Source organism: Actinoplanes sichuanensis (genome assembly GCF_033097365.1).
Classification (GTDB): Bacteria; Actinomycetota; Actinomycetes; order Mycobacteriales; family Micromonosporaceae; genus Actinoplanes; species Actinoplanes sichuanensis.
Genome location: NZ_AP028461.1, coordinates 12046980 through 12064061 on the forward strand (window position 1 = coordinate 12046980; position 17082 = coordinate 12064061).

Consider the following 17082-nt stretch of genomic DNA (forward strand, 5'->3'; position numbering starts at 1 on the left):
CGCGGACCTCCCGCCTGGCCGGGCCGGCTGTCGCTGACGTGCGGCCACGGTCGGCGTCGCTGCGGGCGGTGGTGCGGGTTGTCTCCTCGAGCGCCCGGCCGGGGTCGGCTGGTGCACGAGGCAACGGCCACACCCGCGTGAGGGGGGTCGGTATCAGCCCGGAGGTGGCTGGTGTCGGCCAGAGCCCAGACCGGCCCGGACCGGGCTGCAGCGGTCGCGGTGATGCTGGCGGCATCACCCGGGGACAGCGGCGGCTGCCGCTGGTCATCGGGGTGTGGCATGGCCGTCCTCACGCGGGTGGGAAACCGTTCTCGGGGGTTAGTTCTCGGCCCGGCGGCCGGTGGTGGTGAACGTCCAGTAGCAGTAGGCGCGCGTCGCGGGGTCACGCATGGTCGCCTCCAGCACGGCGAGCTGCTGGGCGGTGAGACCCCTGGCCGCCAGGGCGTCCTGGAGTTGCTGGGCGTTGGACAGGTGCAGCAGGCAGCCAGGCTCACCGCCGGCCCACAACTGGCTGTGGACTCCGGCCCTGACGTCGCTCAGCCCGGCGGTCTCCATCGCGGACGGCACCCGCCGTGCCCAGCCGAGGTCCGCGCCGTGCGCCGTGAGCTCGGCGAGCAGCGCGTCCTGGAAGGCGTCGAACGCTTCGGCGCCTTCCGGGGTGGGGGCGTGCAGCATCCAGTCGCGGCGCTGCCCGTCCCATTCGGAGAGCACCAGCACCCCGCCGGGCGCGAGTGCGGCGACCAGCCGCCGCAGGACGGCCTCGCGTTCGGCGATGTGCAGCAGCACCAGGCGGGCGTGGATGAGGTCGTAGTGCGCCTCGGGCAGCTCCAGGGTGCGGACGTCGCCCTGTCGGACCGCGACGTTGCCGCCGCCGCGGATGTGCTGGGGGTCGGTGTCCAGGGCGGTGACGTGGCCGTCCGGCCCGACCTGGTCCGCCATCCACGCGGTGATGGTGCCGGCGCCGGCGCCGACGTCCAGGCACTTCCAGCCGGGTTCGATACCGGTCTCCGTGAGGACGGCTTCGGTGTGCTGATCGAGGATGGCGGCCAGCAGCTGCAGCTGGGCTCCGGCGTCGAAGGTGTTGCTGAAGGTGTACTGCGAGGGCGTGCCGACGGCCTCGGTGGTGGCGCTGGTCATGGGGGTTCTCCTCAAGGTCTATTTGCCGAGGGTGGTGAGGTCCTGCACCCGGACGTTGGCCCGGCCCCGCTCGAACTCGCTGCGGACCTGGCGCAGGTACCAGGGTTGGATGGGGGTGTGTTCGGTGCCGAACTTCCACTCGCCGCGGGGGCTGGGCAGCGCGCCGAGGTTCTTGATCGCCTCGTTGATCGAGGCTGAGGTGGGGTTGGGTCCGGCGGCGGCGATGGCCCGGTCGAGGACGAGGGCCGCGTCGTAGGCGGTGACGTTGTAGAGGTCGGGGATGGTCTTGTAGGCGGCATCGAACGCCGTCGCGAAGTCCCGGTTGGCCTGGTTGTCCAGGTCCGGGGCGTAGTTGAGCGAGGAGTAGATGCCGTCGGCGGCGCTGCCTTGGGCGGTCAGGACGGCGCCTTCGGTCAGGAACCCACCCGCGTACAGCGGCACCTTGCCCTTCAACCCCGATGTTGCGTACTGCTTGACGAAGTCGATGGCGTTGGTGCCGCCGAAGAACGCGAAAACCGCCTTGGCGTCGGTGGCCTGGATCGCGTTGAGGTAGGGCACGAAATTGGTGGTGTTCGGGAACGGCGTGAAGGTGGCCTTGCCGCCCGGGTTGGCCAGCGTGCCGCCGCCGGCCTTGTACGCGTCGACGAACCCGGCGACCTGGTCCCAGCCGCCCTTGTAGTCCGGACCGATCGCGTAGACCGGGCCGTCGACGTTGGTTCTGATGTAGTCGGCGATGGCCTGGCCGGCGTCACGGTTCTGCCAGGACGTGTGCCAGGTGTAGGTGAGGTCCTTGAGGGTGTCGGGTCGGCCGCCGGTCGCGATGTAGGGAATCTTCTTCTCGGTGATGACCGGGTGGACGTTCTCGACGGCGTCGGAGCTGATGGTGCCGACCACGACGTCGACGCGATCCTGGTTGACGAGCTTCTTGATCCCGTTCTGGGCGGCCTGCTTGCCGTCGGCCTCGTCGACGAAGGTGGTCGTGATCTCGTGGCCGCCGAGTTTGCCACCGTGGGTGTCCAGATACAGCTTCCAGCCCTGAGCGAAGTCGTCGCCGACGGTCTTCAGGACCCCGGACTGGGGCCACATCAGGCCGATGCGGATCGGTCCGCCGGCGCGCTCTTGATCGTCGTCCAGGCTCGAGCCGGAACAGCCAGCGGCGGTCAGCACCGCCGCGACCGTGAACGCTGCGGCCAGTCGGCGAGGTATTCGTCGTCGGATCACGGTTCTCCTCCGTCAGGAAATCGGTAGTGCCAGCGCCGGCCGGCGGCGCCGGTCGAGGACGTGCTCGACCAGGTCGATCAGGGTCAGGCGAACGTCGTCGCGGTTGCGGGCGTCACAGGTCACCAGCGGTACGGGGTCGGGTACGCGCAGCGCTTGACGCACTTCGTCCAGGTCATAGGTGGGGGCGCCGGGGAACTGGTTGAGCGCGACGACGTACGGCAGGCGCCGCGCCTCGGCGTAGTCGACGGCGGCGAAGCAGTCCTCCAGCCGGCGGGTATCAGCGAGGACCACGGCGCCGATCGCGCCGTGGAACAGCTCGTCCCACATGAACGCGAACCGGTCCTGGCCCGGGGTGCCGAACAGGTAGAGGATCAGCGTGGGGTCGATGGTGATCCGGCCGAAGTCCATCGCCACCGTGGTCGTGGTCTTGTCCGGTACGAGCCGGGTGTCGTCGACCGCCGCACTGGGTGCCGTCATGACTTCCTCGGTCGTGAGCGGCGTGATCTCGCTGATCGCGCCGACCAGAGTCGTCTTGCCCACGCCGAACCCACCCGCGACGATGATCTTCGCGGAGGTCGCCCGTGGGGTGGCGTCGGCGCCGGTGGTGATGCTGGCGGCGTCACCGGTGGCGTGAGGTGGCGTGCTCATGCGTGTTGCGGCTGCCGCAGGTCGGGGGTCAGGGCCGCACCGCTGCTGTTGATGAGCATGGCCATCTCGTAGGAGACCTGCCCGAGGTCGCAGTCCTTCGCGGCCAGGACGGTCAGCGACGATCCGTCACCGATCGCCATCACGATCAGGTAGCCCAGGGCCATCTCGGTGACGTTCTGTTCGACCGCGCCACCCCGCATGATCCTGGAGGCGCCGACGGTCAGCGAGGCGATGCCACTGGTGAACGCCGCCAGCTTGTCGGCGTCGTCCTTGTTCAGGTGGCGGCTGGCGGCGATCGTCAGCCCGTCGGCGGAGACGGCCAGCGCGTGACTGATTCCGGGCACTTGGTCGCAGAGTTGGTCGAGCAGCCAGCCCCAGTTGCGTGTGGCGGTCATCGTGGGTTGCCTTCCGGTGTCAAGGGGACAGAGTGGAAATTGCGTCGGCCGGCCTGGCTGAGCCCGCTCTGGAACGCGTTCATCTGCCGCCGGACTTGAGCCGGCACCCGTTGCACCGGAGCCATTGGCTGTGTCACCGGTTCCGGCGCGGCCACGTCGAGCCGGCGGGGCCGGATCGGAAGCCCCGATGCGGTGATCTTTACCGGCTCGGCGGCGCCTTGCGGCCGCACGACCGGGGCTGGCCCGCGGGCCGGCGCGACCGACGGTTGCGGACTCGGCCTGGTCGGGTCGAACCACGACTGGTGCAGCCGGTCGAAGATCACCGTCTCGGCGGGGGCCGCGGTCGCCGCGCCGTGGCCGGCCGGCAACGGCCACGGCGGCGGCTGCCGGGTCACGCCTGCGGCCGGGACCGTGGCCAGCTCCCGGGTCACTTGGTGAGCAGATGGCAGCACTCTGGCCAGGGCCGGGGCCGGTTGCTCCGGAAGCGGTGCCTCGATGTGCTCGAACAGCGCGCCGGGCACGGTCAGATCCACCGTGGTACCGGCTTCCGGGCGCGTCCGGAAGTCGACCTTGAGGCCGTGCCGCATCGCGATGGCACCGACGACGGGCAGCCCCATCTGCTGGGTGACGCGCTCGTCGAGCCGGCGGGGATGGGCGATCCGATCGCGGGCCGCGGCAAGTTGGGCCTCGGACATGCCGATGCCCGTGTCGCTGATCTGGACATGGAGCAGGTCACCCACATGCCGTGCGTCGACCACCACCGCGGAGTGCGGCGGCGAAAATCGGGTGGCGTTCTCGAGCAGCTCGGCAAGCAGGTGCATCAGTTCATCGGCGACCTCACCGGAGATGTGGACACCGTGCTCGACGTCGCTGAGCTGCACCCGGGTGTAGTCCTGGATCTCCCCCAGGGCGCCGCGCAGCAGGTCCGCCAGCGGCACCCTCCCGTCGCGGGGACGTCCGCCCCGCCCACCCGCGAGGATCTGCAGGTTGAAGATGAGCCGGCGGATCAACGTCGCGGTGTGGTCCAGCGCGAACAGCTTCTCCAGCCGATCGGGGTTCATTTCCTTCTGCTCCAGCTTGTCCAGGCTGGCCATCATCGCGTCGGCGCGCCTCTGCAGACGCCGCGACAGCGACACCAGGATCGCGCCGACCCCGGCGCGTAGTGCCGCCTGTTCACCGGCGATCTGCACAGCGGACGCGGCAACGATGTTGAAGGCGGTGGCGACCTGGGCCACCTCGTCGTCGCCGTCGACGGGGATCGGCTCGGCCGCGGTGGCGAGCAGCCGGGCGACCGCGGACGGGTCGGCGTTGTCCACGTCCAGGTGCTCCACCATGCGCGGCAGCCGGCTCGTGGCCACCTCCAGCGCGGCGGCCTGCAGCCGCGACAGCGACCCGGCGAGCGACCGGGCCACCACCAACCCGAGCAGCACGACGACCAGCAGCAATACGGTGACAACGCTCGACGAGACGATGACGGTGCGTACCTCGGCGTCGCGGTCGGCGGTGACGTCAGCCAGTAGCTGATTGTCGAGCTCGGCTTCGACCCCGTGCATCCTGCTGATCCGGGTGCCGACTGCCGCCGACCAGCCTCGCGCGTCGGTGCCCAACTCCAGGGCCGCGCCGGGCTGTGCCCTGGTGACCAGGCCCTGCAGCCGCTCTGCGGCCAGGATCTGCGGCCCGCCACCGATCCGGCTGTTGAGCAGACCTGGCCACGACGGATCACCAAGATCAACAAAGCTCTGCAGTGCCTCGGTCGATCCGACACCCGCCGCGACGATCTCTCGGTGCACGGCGGGCGTCAACTTCTCGTTGGCCAAGGCCCGCACCGCCACCACCTGAAGCTGGCTGGTGGACTCGATCGCCGTACTCAACGCTGCCACCGACCGCAAACCGTTCGCGCTGGCCGTCGAGACACCGATCTGCCCGAGCGCCTGGCGATAGGTGAGCAAGTCGGCGATGACCGCCCGGTACGCGAAGGCGACCGTGCTGAGCACGGCGTCCGGGGACGTGGTCACCTTCTTGCGCAGCGCCGGCAGCCCGGCCAGCTCACGGTCGATACGTTTCATCACCGGCACCAGGCTGACCGGCAACTCGGTGTCTGCCCGCTCGGCGATATATGCCGCGCTCGCCGCGTCCGTGACGCTCGACTGGCGCTGGTAATCAGCCAGGGCGGCCTTGCCGCTGGCCTCGGCGAACACCAGCGCGGCGGCAGCCCGCTCCTGTTGCAGCGCCATGACCAGGTGGGCGCTGCGTCCACCGAGAGCGACGAGTGCGCGGGCTTGGCTGGCATTTGCGGCGCGGTCGGCGGCCGACATGATGCTCACCCCCGCCAATGCCCCAATTGCGAGCATCGGCAAGACCAGGATGATCGCCAGCTTGGTGCGGATACGTCTATCGCGCAGCCACCGGCGGCGAGACGAGCGGGGCACGGTGCCAGCACGCGGCGTGCCGGTCCCCACCGGGTCCGGCTGCAACGCCGACTGGCGGCGGCGTGACCACATCACGATCGGTCCTCCCGGAGCATCGACGCTCCTTCGCGGCCGGACTGCACAGCAACGCGGTGACCGGCAGAAACGCAGTCCTCGACATCACGGATCGGGTCGGCCGCGCGGCGGGTCATGGTGGGGAGCTGATCGGCAGGCCGCCTATCGCGGCCGACGCGCGCGCCACACCCGATGCTCCAGGCCGCATCGGCCCGGGCGCCTGTGCCGCGCTGGAGGTCCGGCTGGCGGGCGCGGCTGCGCGCGATCATCGGGATCACCGCCGGCAGATGCGGCACCGAAGCCCGGAAAGTTAGGTCCATCAGGAGATATCCCTTGCAGGGCCGACCGATTTCGCGTTCGGTCGGACAGAGGCGGTAGCCCGGTCTGGCCGGTACGGGCCTGACCTCTGGGCCGGCTCGTCGAAGGAGCCGGGGGCATGAACAGGCCCGAGGGCCGATGTTGCAGTGGCGCATCGTGTGTCGTGGAACCCAGCAAGGGTTCCGGCTTCCCGCGCATGCGGGGACGGGCGGGTGCAGCCTGCTTTGTCGGCGACGGGAGGTCGCGACGTCTGACCGGGGGTACGTCGTCAAACAGGATCTTCTGCTCCACGCGCCTCCGCGGCATACGACGGTACGGCGCGGGCAGAGCGCCTCACCGCAGCAGGGAAACACGAAGAACCTCTCAATAAACGGTGCCGGTCGGACACGACGAGCTTCGGGTGCTTTCTTACGTCAGCGTCCGTGGACCGATTAACTACGTCGGCTTCACGGGACACCGGCATGAGGAACACTGCCTTGCTCGGAGTCGTATCAGCTGTCCAACACTTCGTGCCGACATAATCCCAAGCGCATTTAAGGATCACAGTTGCATCGACTATAGGAAATACCAAAATGAGGTGCATCCACGATGCCAGATCAACATCCATATAGCCTTGAGCGGCAACTTAACGAGGCTGAAGCCCTCTCTAGTGCCGCTCAGCTGGGCATGGAAGTTCACTTCATGTAGCCGCGCCTCGACATCCTCTCTCGCGGACCAGTCCGAAAACGACCGCCGGTAAAGCTCTGGCGGTCTCGGGTTGCTATCGACGCTGGCGGCCATAGGGAAACCATCGGGAAGTGGCGGCATGCTGATGACTCGCCGGAAGCCGAAAACGGAGGGATCCAGGGGATACCGTCATTCGCGCGGAGGCCATCCACCGCATATATGGGACGCCGATGAAAGCGGCGCAGCGATCCTTGCCGTACCTAAGCCGCGCTCGCCCCTACGGCGCTGGCCGCGGCCGCAGGTGCCCGACCACGCCGTAGAGGCCTGCGTGTCGAGGCGAGGGCCGCTTGGCCGGCTCGTCGTCCGGGCGCCAGTCGCTGACGGCGACGAGCCCTGGCTCCAGGATCTGTAGGCCGTAGGCGAAGGTCGCGATCTGATCTTTCGTGCGGGTGCGGACGTCGATCTCGCCAGCGGCGTAGATCGCCTTGTAGGCGGCGGCGTCATCGGCGCACATGAAGTCGTGTGTGCCGTGCGAGATGATCAGGAAGCTGCCGGGGGCAGCGGCGTCCAGCAGGGCACGGACAGCCCGCTGCGCCTCGGCCAGGTCAGGGAGGTAGTGCAGCACCGCTGCCAGCACGATGCACAGCGGTTCGCGGGGGTCGAGGATCGCGCCGAAGTCCGGGTGTTGCAGGATCTGTTCGGGATGGCGCAGGTCCGCCTCGAGGTAGGCGGTGTGCCCGGCCGGGTGTCCGACGGTCAAGGCGCGGGCGTGCGTTCCGACGATCGGGTCGTTGTCGACGTAGAGCACCCGGGCGTCCGGCGTGATCTGCTGCGCGATCTCGTGGGTGTTGCCGGGAGCAGGCAGGCCGGTTCCGATGTCCAGGAACTGGCGCACACCCGTTTGAGCGATCGCGCGGACCGCGCGGCCCAGGAAGGCGCGGTTCGCCTGCGCGGCTGTCCTCACCCACGGGAAGCGTTGCTCGATCGCGTCGCCGGAGTCCCGGTCGGCGGGAAAGTTGTCCTTGCCACCGAGCCAGTAGTCGTATCGACGGGCAGAATGCGGCCGGCTCACGTCCAGTTTGCTTGGCCGCCAAGGCCATGGCCGCGCACTTTCCCTGTCCCCGGGCACCGTAGTGTCGTCGACGCCTGAGCGCGTCGGCGGATTGGTCCGCGGCGCCGGGATGCGCCGTAGCTGGGCGATGTGGGCGCTCCCGGCGTCACGATGATCGGCGCGTCCGGATTCGCCGATCTCTGGTGCGCCCTGCTGACGCCGGGAGATTGGCGCATCACCGGCCTGATCGCTTACTGGTACCAGATCCGTGTCGTCGAGCACCGGTTCCAACACTCGTGCACGGTAGAAGCCGAGGTCGGCGTCGGACGCGACGTTGAAGAACGCGCGGAAGGCCGCCCGTCGATACCTCGACGGCCAGAAGACCTCGCCCCGTTCGTAGCGGCCGAGTTCTCGTTCGTCGAGGAAGCCACCGTTGACCACGGCGAGGTCCACGCCAGGGAACAGCTTGGTCATGATCTTGTTGACGGCGGCGACCACTTCCGGCCGCTGGATGCGTGCTGGCCGGCCGTCGGGAAGCGTTTCGGTCGCGGAGGCCATGCGCAGCAGCCGCCCCACCAGTTTCTGGTTCGGCGTGGCTTTGGCCTTCCCCGTACCGGAAGCGTCCGGGCGTGCCGGGGTGGGGTAGGTGACGGCGGTCTGGCTCGGCATGGTGTTCCCCGTCTCATACCTGCCGGTGGAGTTGGCTCAGCTCCACCGGCGGGCCTGCGATGAACAAGGTCTCGTTTGCGACGTTGTGGGCCACGCGCCCGCTCGGCGCGGCCGTGCATTTGATCCGGGCCCGAGAAAGCAGGCTCCGCCAAGTGCCATCCGGTGACAGCGCACAGACCGAAGCTCGCGCTGAGGCCGGCAACGGTTGACGCCTATCGCCGGAAGGCCGGGTGCTACCGGCCGCTGGCGGACGTCGCCAGCGCCTGAAGCAGTGTTTCCACTTCGTCGCCGTGAGTTCCGCGGCAGACAGCACACAGATAGTCGAGGGAATCGTCCGGCTTCACCGTCGACGGCCGGTACAGGTGGTCCCCGAAGGCGATGGGCTCGACCACGATGTACGGCATGATCTCCGCGATCCCGACGACGTCCAGCAATCCCTCGGGAACCATCCCCCCGAAGCAGAAGTGCAGCTCACGCGTGGGAAAGGTCGTATATGCGCTGTCGATCGGGATCGCCGCGCGGTTGCCACCCTCAAGGCAGTGCGGCGCATGGAACACCACGCCCGGCGGGTAGTGCCGACGCTCGCCTGACGTGCTGGCCGGTGTGCCGGCCGGCAGCTCGCTCATCGCGTCCTCCTTCTTCATCATGCTCGCCGCCGAAGGGCGCGCTTCAGGATGTGTGAGTTATGGCTTACGGGCCACGCCGGCCCAGTAGTACGCGGCGTGGGGATCATCGACGGGATGATCGGGTTGCCACGCCGACACGGGCACCAGTCCCGGCTCTACGAGTTCCCAATCACCGAAGAGCCGGGCCACCTCCCGCTGCGTCCGGGCGACCAGCGTCATCCCGGCGCTCGTGGCGGCCGCCACCGCCGCGTCGACCTCGGCTGCGTTGAAGTCCGCGGTCGGATGGGTGATCGCCAGGAAGCTTCCCGGGGCAACGGCGTCGCGCAGCTCGGCGACGCGAGCCCAGGGATCCTCGGCATCAGCGAGAAGCATCAGAACCGCGATCAGGGTCAACCCGATCGGCTCAGTGAGATCGAGGGTGTCCTTCACCGCCGGGCTGTCCAGAATCGACTGCGACCTGCGCAGGTCGGCGGCAACATACTCGCAACGCCCCTCGGCGGTGCTGACCATCAGAGCTCGAGCGTGCACAAGCACGAGCGGGTCATTGTCGACGTAGACGACTCGGGCCTGCGGGTCGACCTGCTGGGCGACCTGGTGCAGGTTCGGCTCGGTCGGGATGCCGGTGCCGACGTCCAGGAACTGCCGGACTCCCCGGCCGGCCAGGTGGCGCACGACGCGATGGACGAACTTGCGGTTCTCCCCGGCCATGTAACGCATGCCGGGAATCGCTGCGATCATCGCCTCGCCGACCGCACGGTCGACGGCGAAGTTGTCCTTGCCGCCCAGCCAGTAGTCGTAGATCCGGGCGGAGTGCGGCACGTCGGTCTTAAGGGTCAGGTGATCGTCTTGCTCCGACAGGGTGCCGGACCCATGATCGAGGTTCATGCCGGCACCGCTTTCACGGTTGGCCGGCTGCAGGAAGGCCGGTCGGCTCGGGCCGATGTGCGCCTATTCCGGTGTGGGCGATGGGTGCCGGCGGTGGGGGTCGCTGCGGCGTTCACCGTGCCTCCCGCCCCGGCGTGCCCACTGTGCTCAAGGTGCGGGCGGTGTCACGACCTGCACAACCGGCGCGGCCCCTTCCGGCGAACGTTTCTGCATGAACATGCACGGCACGGGCGTCGGCGGTACGGAGCATCGGCTGGACGGTCGCTGCCCCGGCGAGAGGAACCGGATCGCCATACGGGCGATAACCGCACTGCGCGGCCACCGCGGTGACGGCGTCATCGGCCGCGAGCAGACAGCGTGTCCGCGCTGCAACAGGCGCCAGAACCTCGGTGAGCAGCGTGCTGGCGATACCGTGCCGCTGCCAACGCGGCAAAACCCCCAGGCCGGCCAGCCGCAGATGTGGCTGGTGTTCGTGTGCCTGCCCCGATGCGGCATTGAGCTCGCCGAGCCTTGCGGCGAAAGCGCCTCCGTCGGTAGAGGTCACCGCACGAGGGGGGCCGGGAGTGACACAGGGCAGCCACAGCGCTGCAGCGATCACCTGATCGCCGTCCTCGACTATGCGCGCGGCGCCATACTGCATCGCCTCCGCGGTCCGGCCCACATGATGATGAAACAGCTGCCTGCCGCGAGCGACCGGCTCAGCCTCCAGCCAACGGCCCAACAGCGTGGGAAGCGCGGCGGCCGCAAGCACACCCGACAGAGGCCGGATGTCCCAATAGGTTGCCTCCCGAACGGTCCACATCAGCTGAACCTCGTCCTTGGACCAGCAGCAGGAGCGGCTGCTCGGGTGGAGCAACTCGCGGGATCGCTCGGCCGCAGGGCGTGGCGCCGGCGAGCACCCGGCTGTCCGCCGTAGACGGCGACACCGACAGGCAGCCGCGGACCATCAAAGACGCGGGCGTCGCTGGTGCCTGACTGCCCGGTAGGACCGGTGCTCGCTGCGACCTCAGCCATGATCGGTTCCTCGCGTCGTCTTGTGGCCGGCGGTAGTGGGTCGTTCTGGCATCTGACCGGCAGGGGCGGTGCGAGGCGCGGCACCGCGGAATCTGCAAAATCGGGGTGATGCCCAATCTGTGTAGCTCCACAATCGCCTAGCTGTGAGGGGAGAGGAATCCCTGTTTCATGGGAATCGAGGGGAATTTAAAAGGGAATCGGCGCAGGAACTATGTCCTGTGACCTGCGGAAACTTCGCTGACGTGGATTCCGGGCGGCGCGGATGCGGGTCCGGGGTGGGTTACGATGCCGACATTGCCGCCTCTTGCTGAGCGGCGTAATCGAATGCGGCGCAGAGGGAAGGTCGCGTTGTGAACTTCAGCCCGTATGTGAATCGACTGTGGCTTGCCGCGGCGATCCTCGATGCGCGGAGGCAAGCGGGATACACCACTGACAGGCTGTCGCAGGAGACCGGCATACAGCGGCAGAAGATCAGTCACATCGAGACTGCTAATCGGCCGGTCGATCCTGCTGCCATCCGACTCATCCTGGATGTCCTCGGCGTGGGGGCTGCTAGCCACACCAAGATCATGCGGGCCGCAGAACGGGCCGCAGCACAAGGGTGGTGGAAGCGCTATGACGACGAGATGGGTCCTCGTCAGGCGCAGACCGCCGACCTGGAGGCGGGCGCCGCCTCGATCTTCGAGTACCAGCCGTTTCTCATTCCCGGGCTTCTGCAGACACCGGACTTCGCGCGGGCTCGCGCTGAGGCGGCTCGCACCGCCCGCAGTCGCCGCTTCTCCACAGCTCGCGCTCTCGAAGCGCGCAAGCAACGCCAGGCCATCCTGGCCGGGCCGGACGCGACACCGTACGAGGTGGTGATCGACGAGACGGCTCTTCGCCGGCGTACGGTACCCGCCGACGTCATGCACGGCCAATTGGAACACCTGATCGGTGCGACGCTGAATATGCGAGCGGTGACCGTGCGTGCGTTGCCGCTCGATGTCGCACTCGCGGAGCGGTTGCAGGCCCGTAGCGCGTTCTCGTACTACACCTATTCCGATCCTGCCGATCTTGAGATCGTCACGGTCGACACCAATATCGACGACATTATCCTCACCGACGAGACCCAAGTAGGGATTTACTCCAACTTGCGATCGGAATTGCAGGACGACGCGTTAAACGCGGCCGATTCCCTCGATCTTCTCGCCACCCTGGCGCAGGAGTGCTTAACAAGGAGATGAGTATGCAAACCTCTGCTGCGTCAGCGGCTCCCCGCCCGGCAGGAGTGTGGTTCAAGTCCGGCCGTTCGGCCCCGGATGCTAACTGCGTCGAGGTCCGATACCTTGCCGGCGGTGGCGTGGAGGTGCGCAACTCCAAGCGTCCGGAGGGCGGGTCCCTGATTTTCACCGACGAGGAGTTCGATGCCTGGGTCGGCGGCGCCAAGGACGGCGACTTCGACCGCTGATCGCAGCCCGAGCATTGACATCGATGGGTGGCCGGCCTGGCCGAACCTTGCGGACCGGGGAGGCCGCCCATCACCATACGTATGCCTTAGGTGCTGCAGCCCACCCCCGCCGCGCAGGAGGAGATGGCGATGCCCGAGTCGGACACGGTGCCAAATGAGCGGTTCCGTGATGCACGAATCCGGCTGTTCGGCGGCAGACAGGCCCTCGCCGACGCCGTCAACCAGCTCGTCCCGGATGGCTACCGGGTATCGGACAACGACATCGGCAAGATCGAGCGTGGTCAGGTCACCTGGCCCCGGCAACCACGCCGCGACGCGTTCCGGCAAACGCTGCGGGCTGCCACCGATGAAGATCTCGGCTTCTTTGACAAGAGGAACCACCAGGCAATCGCCGTTGCTCGCCCGCAGCTCAATGTTGTCGTCGGAGAGGTTGGGTCCAACCGTGCAGACACTGCACGCACCTCAGCCCCAGCGGCTCGTTCCGCCAAGGCTGGAACGTTGCCATCCACCGAGCACTTTCCCGGTGATGTGGAATCGGTGCCCGAGCGGGACGACACTGGCGAGATGATCCGTCGAACAGTCCTCCTCGCCTTGGCCGCTGCCGCTGGCAGCCCAATGATTGGTGCGGTACGGCCCACGTCGCTCGCGTTCGGCGGCGAACGAGACGTTCTCACCGCCGATGTCGATCACTGGCGGGAGGCTGTCTGGGAGTACGGATACGACTACCACCTTGCTCCCAGAGAGAAGCTCCTTGCCGACATTGGCCGTGACCAAGAGGCACTGAGGCGTCAACTAGCCGGTCACCTCGCCGAGGGGAATACGGTGGCCGAACCGACGGCCGCCGTAGCAGCGCAGCTCACCTCACTGATGGCGCTGATCTGTACGGACCTCGGGTATGCCCGAGAAGCCCGTCATCTATGGCGTTTCGCGCGACGGTACGCTGACCTCTCTAAGGACAGCGCTGTACGCCTATGGGTCAGCGGACACGAGGTCACGTCCGGCATCTACCAGAGGCGCCCTCTTCCCGTTCTTGCAGAGCTTGCGCGGCGGGCTATGTCCAGTAACCCCGATAGCCCGCCAAGCGCGGGTAAGGCGGAACTCCTTGGCGGCCAAGCCCAGGTGCTTTCTCTGCTCGGCCGACCGCGCGAGGCGCAAGCTGCGCTAGAAGATCTTCGGGAAACGTACGCGCGACTTCCCTCTACCTGCACAACGCTGCGGGACTCCTTCTTCGGGTGGCCCGAACACCGTCTGCACCATGCAGCATCGTTCACCTACTCGATGATCGGCATGACTGCCGAGTCGATCGATGCGCAGCAGGCCGCGTTGCAGCTCTATCCAGAAAGCCGCCGGATAGCTAGAGGTCAGATAGGTCTGCACCGAGCCCGATGTCTCATCGCCAACGGTGAAGTCGCAGAGGGACTGGGTCAGGCGAATACCGTGGTGTCAAGCACTGATCTGACCAATCGTAAAGAATTCGTGTTAGCTATAGCTGATCGCGTCTATGAGGCAGTCCCCGGCAACGAGCGACGACGTGTCGAGGCAAAAGAATTCACCGACCTGCTCCGGAACTCGCGATCAACGCCGAAGGGATGACGGGCGCTATGCCTTCATATGAGATCGAACCGTGGCCGGGTTCGACAGTTGAAGCAAGAATCGACCAGCTCGCTGAAGTCTACGCCGAAGTCTATTCCGAGCCCCCATACAGCAGTGGTCAACTTTGGTCACGGTCCGCGTTCGTTGAACGTACCCGCAGGCAGATAAGGCGAGAGGGATTCTCATTCTATGCAGCTCGGGACGAACAACAGATAATCGGATTCTCCTTCGGATTGTCGTTCGCAGAAGGATCCTGGTGGGCAGGGGGCGCCACCGAGCCCTCAACAGAATTACGTAGAGCGTCAAAATTTGCAGTCATCGAGTTGATAGTTCGGAAAAACTGGCGCCGACTGGGGATCGGTAGACAACTGCTGTCTACGCTCTTGTCCACACGAGCCGAACAATACGCGATTCTCACGGCCATGCCTAACGCCGAAGCTCGCGCCTTGTATGAACGTTGGGGATGGATCCAGACCGGAACCGCGCAGCACAGTCCAGATTCACCTGTACTAGACGCTCTTGCACTGCCGCTGACTACTGCGGCAGAGCCGGATAGCGGCCTTGTCTAACCAATCTGCGACGTGGATGATCCGGTTCACGGCGGCTGGCGCCGCGACGTCGCTGCGGGGCGCTCGCCGTGGCAGACACCGGCCAACTGTTCCTACATGCCAACCGCTCGGCAGGATTCGTGCAAACCCACTGCAGGGCGGGCTGTGCCAGTTGGAGCCGTGGCTCGACGAGCCGGCAGCAGAGACGCTGGCGCTTACACGTTCGTATCACCTTGTGTGACGCAGGTCGTCCAGGGAGTCACGGAGGTAAACGTCGAAGACGGGTGCCGCTGCGGTGGGGCCGCCTTCCATTTGGCTCACCTGGCGCCAGCCCCAATGCTGGTAGATGGACTTGGTATCAGCTGCTGTCGGCTGGACGGTGAGCGTTGCACGTTCCTCGACTCGACTGGCCAGCAGCTTGTCATGCAGCGTTCTGCCCACACCATGGCCCCGCGCCTCCGGCAGGACGGCGAAGTCGAACAGCATGAAGGTTCGCCCGGGCCATTCTCTGGTGGTCTCCTCCGGCAGCGGCTCGGTCAGGCTACTCCAGCGTTGGGTAGTGGCCCGAAGCGTGAACCCATAGGCAAAGCCGACCAAGACTTGGCCCGCGAAGGCCGCCGTAATACCGAAGGTGGCATCGGTAAGCAACTGATCAAGGCGTTCACGATGCAGCACGGACTCTACGTCGCGCCAGAAGAAGGGCGGACGGGAAAACACGTCGTCGTAAATCGTGCAGATGCCGTCGAGATACGCAGCCGCCAGATCGGCCTTTCCGACGTGAACGGCGAACCTCTGATCGAGCATGTCCGTCAGCGTACGTCGAGAGTGAGGCGCTCCCGACGGCTAGCCTCCGCCCATCGTGATGACCGGTGCGGCGGAGTCGACGCATCTAAGATCGCTGGTGCTGGCGGCTACCTCTGAACCACAGGCCGCGCGGACCACGCCCTGTTCGGTGGCCAACGATAGTAGGTACAGTCGCTCCTTACCTCGAGGCGGTACTGCAGGTGACACGCAGCTGGCAGGCCACTGTCGGACGGACCATCGTCGCGGTCTTCGACCATGGCGACGACTTCTACACTGCCCTCAACGAGGTGTGCATCGAGCACAAGATCCGTCAGGGCTATATCCCCATGTTCGTCGCCGGCTTCGCCACTGCCGATCTCGTCGGCACCTGCGAACGGCTCGAGGACCCTCAAGCCCCAGTCTGGTTGAAGGTCCAGTTGTCCAACCTCGAAGCTGTCGGCGGCGGAACCCTCGCCTGGGACGAAGCCACGGACCGAGTAGCGCCCCACATCCACGTTGCCGTCGGACTCAAGGAACACAGCGCCACTGGCCACACCAGCCACCTGCTCGGCGCAACGGTCCAGTTCCTGACGGAGATGATCATTGTCGAGGTTACCGAGCCCCGGATGTTTCGGCGCAAGCAGTCCGACCTCTACGACGTGCCACTCCTTCGTATCTGATGGTGGGAGGACCATCGGTCGTCACCCGGCGCGGGTACCCTACCGACGACATCCCCTGTGGCTGGAGGACTGCCGAGTGAGCGACGAGAACGACACCAAAGGGGTCACACTGACCAGCTTTCGCAGCTGCGACGGGTTGCTTCTGAAGGGCTCCTTCCAATCTCCCCTTGAGGCCCCGGCAACCAGCATTGTTCTGGTCCACGGTGGTGGTGTAACACGCGAAGAAGGTGGCTTCTTCACGAGGCTTGCGGCCGGCCTCGCTGATCGCGGCGTGGCATCGTTGCGGTTCGACCTACGCGGTCACGGCGAGAGCAGCGGTCGCCAGGAGGACCTGACGTTGTCCGGAGTGCTGAACGACATTCATGCCGCGGTTACCCATCTCCGTCAACTAACAGGAAACGCCCCGGCCAGCCTTCTGGGCGCCAGTTTCGGTGGCGGCATCAGCGCCTACTACGCTGCTTCACATGCGCGCGAACTTTCGAAGCTAGTGTTGATTAATCCGCTGATCAACTACAAGAAGCGCTTCGTTGACGACAAGCCTTACTGGTCGAACGGTCAGATTGATGAGTCGGCTGGCCGAGAACTCGACGAGAACGGCTTCTTGCCTCACTCGCCGACTTTCAAGCTGGGGCGACCTTTGCTCAACGAAGTTTTCTACCTGCGGCCCGACCAGGTGTTCGAGAAGATAAATACGACCACGCTCGTGGTGCACGGTACTCTGGACACTTTCATTCCAGTGCAGAGCTCACGCGATTATGCCGCACGAATCCCTGCGACTAGCCGGCTTATTGAGATTGAGGGAGCGCAACACGGCATCGCAGTACACGACGATCCACAGTATCTGCACCCTCAGACGCAGCAGTGGCAGTCGGCCGCAATTAGGGACATCGGCGACTGGCTGCTTACCTAATGAACGCT

General features: G+C 66.4%; 17 protein-coding genes. 6 read left to right on the top strand and 11 right to left on the bottom strand.

Going from position 1 to position 17082, the window contains the following annotated elements; translation table 11 throughout:
- Positions 1 to 318 precede the first annotated feature (318 nt).
- The 10 genes from Q0Z83_RS55180 to Q0Z83_RS55225 form a co-directional block, all read right to left on the bottom strand.
- Positions 319 to 1137 (bottom strand): methyltransferase domain-containing protein, encoded by an 819-nt coding sequence (locus Q0Z83_RS55180; protein ID WP_317791561.1) that lies wholly within the window; start codon positions 1135 to 1137, stop codon positions 319 to 321.
- 18 nt (positions 1138 to 1155) lie between these two features.
- Positions 1156 to 2358: an ABC transporter substrate-binding protein gene (locus tag Q0Z83_RS55185; RefSeq protein WP_317791562.1), complete on the bottom strand. Its 1203-nt coding sequence runs from the start codon at positions 2356 to 2358 to the stop codon at positions 1156 to 1158.
- Positions 2359 to 2370: 12 nt separating this feature from the next.
- Positions 2371 to 3006, bottom strand: a complete 636-nt coding sequence (locus Q0Z83_RS55190) for a GTP-binding protein (protein ID WP_317791563.1) — start codon at positions 3004 to 3006, stop codon at positions 2371 to 2373.
- A complete protein-coding gene (locus Q0Z83_RS55195) occupies positions 3003 to 3401 on the bottom strand; it encodes a roadblock/LC7 domain-containing protein (RefSeq protein WP_317791564.1) in 399 nt (132 codons plus the stop codon). Before Q0Z83_RS55195 ends, Q0Z83_RS55190 begins: the two co-directional genes overlap by 4 nt.
- A complete protein-coding gene (locus Q0Z83_RS55200; protein ID WP_317797389.1) occupies positions 3398 to 5902 on the bottom strand; it encodes a sensor histidine kinase in 2505 nt (834 codons plus the stop codon). The genes Q0Z83_RS55195 and Q0Z83_RS55200 overlap by 4 nt, the downstream gene beginning before the upstream one ends.
- The gene (locus Q0Z83_RS55205) at positions 5902 to 6204 is read right to left on the bottom strand and encodes a hypothetical protein (RefSeq protein WP_317791565.1); all 303 of its coding nucleotides are present in this window, start codon (positions 6202 to 6204) and stop codon (positions 5902 to 5904) included. Before Q0Z83_RS55205 ends, Q0Z83_RS55200 begins: the two co-directional genes overlap by 1 nt.
- 941 nt (positions 6205 to 7145) lie before the next feature.
- Positions 7146 to 8588 (bottom strand): SAM-dependent methyltransferase, encoded by a 1443-nt coding sequence (locus Q0Z83_RS55210; protein WP_317791566.1) that lies wholly within the window; start codon positions 8586 to 8588, stop codon positions 7146 to 7148.
- A gap of 233 nt (positions 8589 to 8821) precedes the next feature.
- On the bottom strand, positions 8822 to 9214 hold the full coding sequence (locus Q0Z83_RS55215; RefSeq protein ID WP_317791567.1) for a hypothetical protein: 393 nt from the start codon (positions 9212 to 9214) through the stop codon (positions 8822 to 8824).
- A gap of 57 nt (positions 9215 to 9271) precedes the next feature.
- The gene (locus tag Q0Z83_RS55220) at positions 9272 to 10099 is read right to left on the bottom strand and encodes an SAM-dependent methyltransferase (RefSeq protein WP_317791568.1); all 828 of its coding nucleotides are present in this window, start codon (positions 10097 to 10099) and stop codon (positions 9272 to 9274) included.
- A gap of 112 nt (positions 10100 to 10211) precedes the next feature.
- On the bottom strand, positions 10212 to 10901 hold the full coding sequence (locus Q0Z83_RS55225; protein ID WP_317791569.1) for a GNAT family N-acetyltransferase: 690 nt from the start codon (positions 10899 to 10901) through the stop codon (positions 10212 to 10214).
- Positions 10902 to 11463: 562 nt separating this feature from the next.
- Between Q0Z83_RS55225 and Q0Z83_RS55230 the strand changes: the two genes are divergently transcribed.
- The 4 genes from Q0Z83_RS55230 (at position 11464) to Q0Z83_RS56045 (ending at position 14722) form a co-directional block, all read left to right on the top strand.
- Entirely contained in the window at positions 11464 to 12336 is an 873-nt protein-coding gene (locus Q0Z83_RS55230) for a helix-turn-helix domain-containing protein (protein ID WP_317791570.1), read from the top strand.
- Between the two features lie 2 nt (positions 12337 to 12338).
- Positions 12339 to 12560 carry a DUF397 domain-containing protein gene (locus Q0Z83_RS55235; protein ID WP_317791571.1) on the top strand — a complete coding sequence of 74 codons (222 nt, stop codon included), beginning with the start codon at positions 12339 to 12341 and terminating at the stop codon, positions 12558 to 12560.
- A 90-nt stretch (positions 12561 to 12650) separates the two neighbouring features.
- Complete coding sequence (locus Q0Z83_RS55240; protein WP_317791572.1) at positions 12651 to 14153, top strand: hypothetical protein; 1503 nt, start codon at positions 12651 to 12653, stop codon at positions 14151 to 14153.
- Positions 14154 to 14161: 8 nt separating this feature from the next.
- Positions 14162 to 14722, top strand: coding sequence for a GNAT family N-acetyltransferase (locus Q0Z83_RS56045; RefSeq protein WP_396349879.1), 561 nt, complete (start codon positions 14162 to 14164; stop codon positions 14720 to 14722).
- A gap of 207 nt (positions 14723 to 14929) precedes the next feature.
- On the opposite strand, the gene Q0Z83_RS55245 is transcribed toward Q0Z83_RS56045, so the two are convergent.
- Positions 14930 to 15505 carry a GNAT family N-acetyltransferase gene (locus Q0Z83_RS55245; protein ID WP_317791573.1) on the bottom strand — a complete coding sequence of 192 codons (576 nt, stop codon included), beginning with the start codon at positions 15503 to 15505 and terminating at the stop codon, positions 14930 to 14932.
- Positions 15506 to 15705: 200 nt separating this feature from the next.
- On the opposite strand from Q0Z83_RS55245, the gene Q0Z83_RS55250 reads away from it, so the two are divergent.
- Both Q0Z83_RS55250 and Q0Z83_RS55255 read left to right on the top strand, forming a co-directional pair.
- On the top strand, positions 15706 to 16164 hold the full coding sequence (locus Q0Z83_RS55250; RefSeq protein ID WP_317791574.1) for a PPC domain-containing DNA-binding protein: 459 nt from the start codon (positions 15706 to 15708) through the stop codon (positions 16162 to 16164).
- Between the two features lie 76 nt (positions 16165 to 16240).
- Positions 16241 to 17074, top strand: a complete 834-nt coding sequence (locus tag Q0Z83_RS55255) for an alpha/beta hydrolase (RefSeq protein ID WP_317791575.1) — start codon at positions 16241 to 16243, stop codon at positions 17072 to 17074.
- Positions 17075 to 17082 lie beyond the last annotated feature (8 nt).

Coding starts and splice junctions, on each gene's coding strand:
- Q0Z83_RS55195 (WP_317791564.1), bottom strand. CDS start 3,401: ATGACCGCCACACGCAACTGGGGCTGGCTGCTCGACCAACTCTGCGAC.
- Q0Z83_RS55190 (WP_317791563.1), bottom strand. CDS start 3,006: ATGAGCACGCCACCTCACGCCACCGGTGACGCCGCCAGCATCACCACC.
- Q0Z83_RS55205 (WP_317791565.1), bottom strand. CDS start 6,204: ATGGACCTAACTTTCCGGGCTTCGGTGCCGCATCTGCCGGCGGTGATC.
- Q0Z83_RS55235 (WP_317791571.1), top strand. CDS start 12,339: ATGCAAACCTCTGCTGCGTCAGCGGCTCCCCGCCCGGCAGGAGTGTGG.
- Q0Z83_RS55245 (WP_317791573.1), bottom strand. CDS start 15,505: ATGCTCGATCAGAGGTTCGCCGTTCACGTCGGAAAGGCCGATCTGGCG.
- Q0Z83_RS55180 (WP_317791561.1), bottom strand. CDS start 1,137: ATGACCAGCGCCACCACCGAGGCCGTCGGCACGCCCTCGCAGTACACC.
- Q0Z83_RS55220 (WP_317791568.1), bottom strand. CDS start 10,099: ATGAACCTCGATCATGGGTCCGGCACCCTGTCGGAGCAAGACGATCAC.
- Q0Z83_RS55200 (WP_317797389.1), bottom strand. CDS start 5,902: ATGTGGTCACGCCGCCGCCAGTCGGCGTTGCAGCCGGACCCGGTGGGG.
- Q0Z83_RS56045 (WP_396349879.1), top strand. CDS start 14,162: ATGCCTTCATATGAGATCGAACCGTGGCCGGGTTCGACAGTTGAAGCA.
- Q0Z83_RS55225 (WP_317791569.1), bottom strand. CDS start 10,901: ATGTGGACCGTTCGGGAGGCAACCTATTGGGACATCCGGCCTCTGTCG.
- Q0Z83_RS55215 (WP_317791567.1), bottom strand. CDS start 9,214: ATGAGCGAGCTGCCGGCCGGCACACCGGCCAGCACGTCAGGCGAGCGT.
- Q0Z83_RS55210 (WP_317791566.1), bottom strand. CDS start 8,588: ATGCCGAGCCAGACCGCCGTCACCTACCCCACCCCGGCACGCCCGGAC.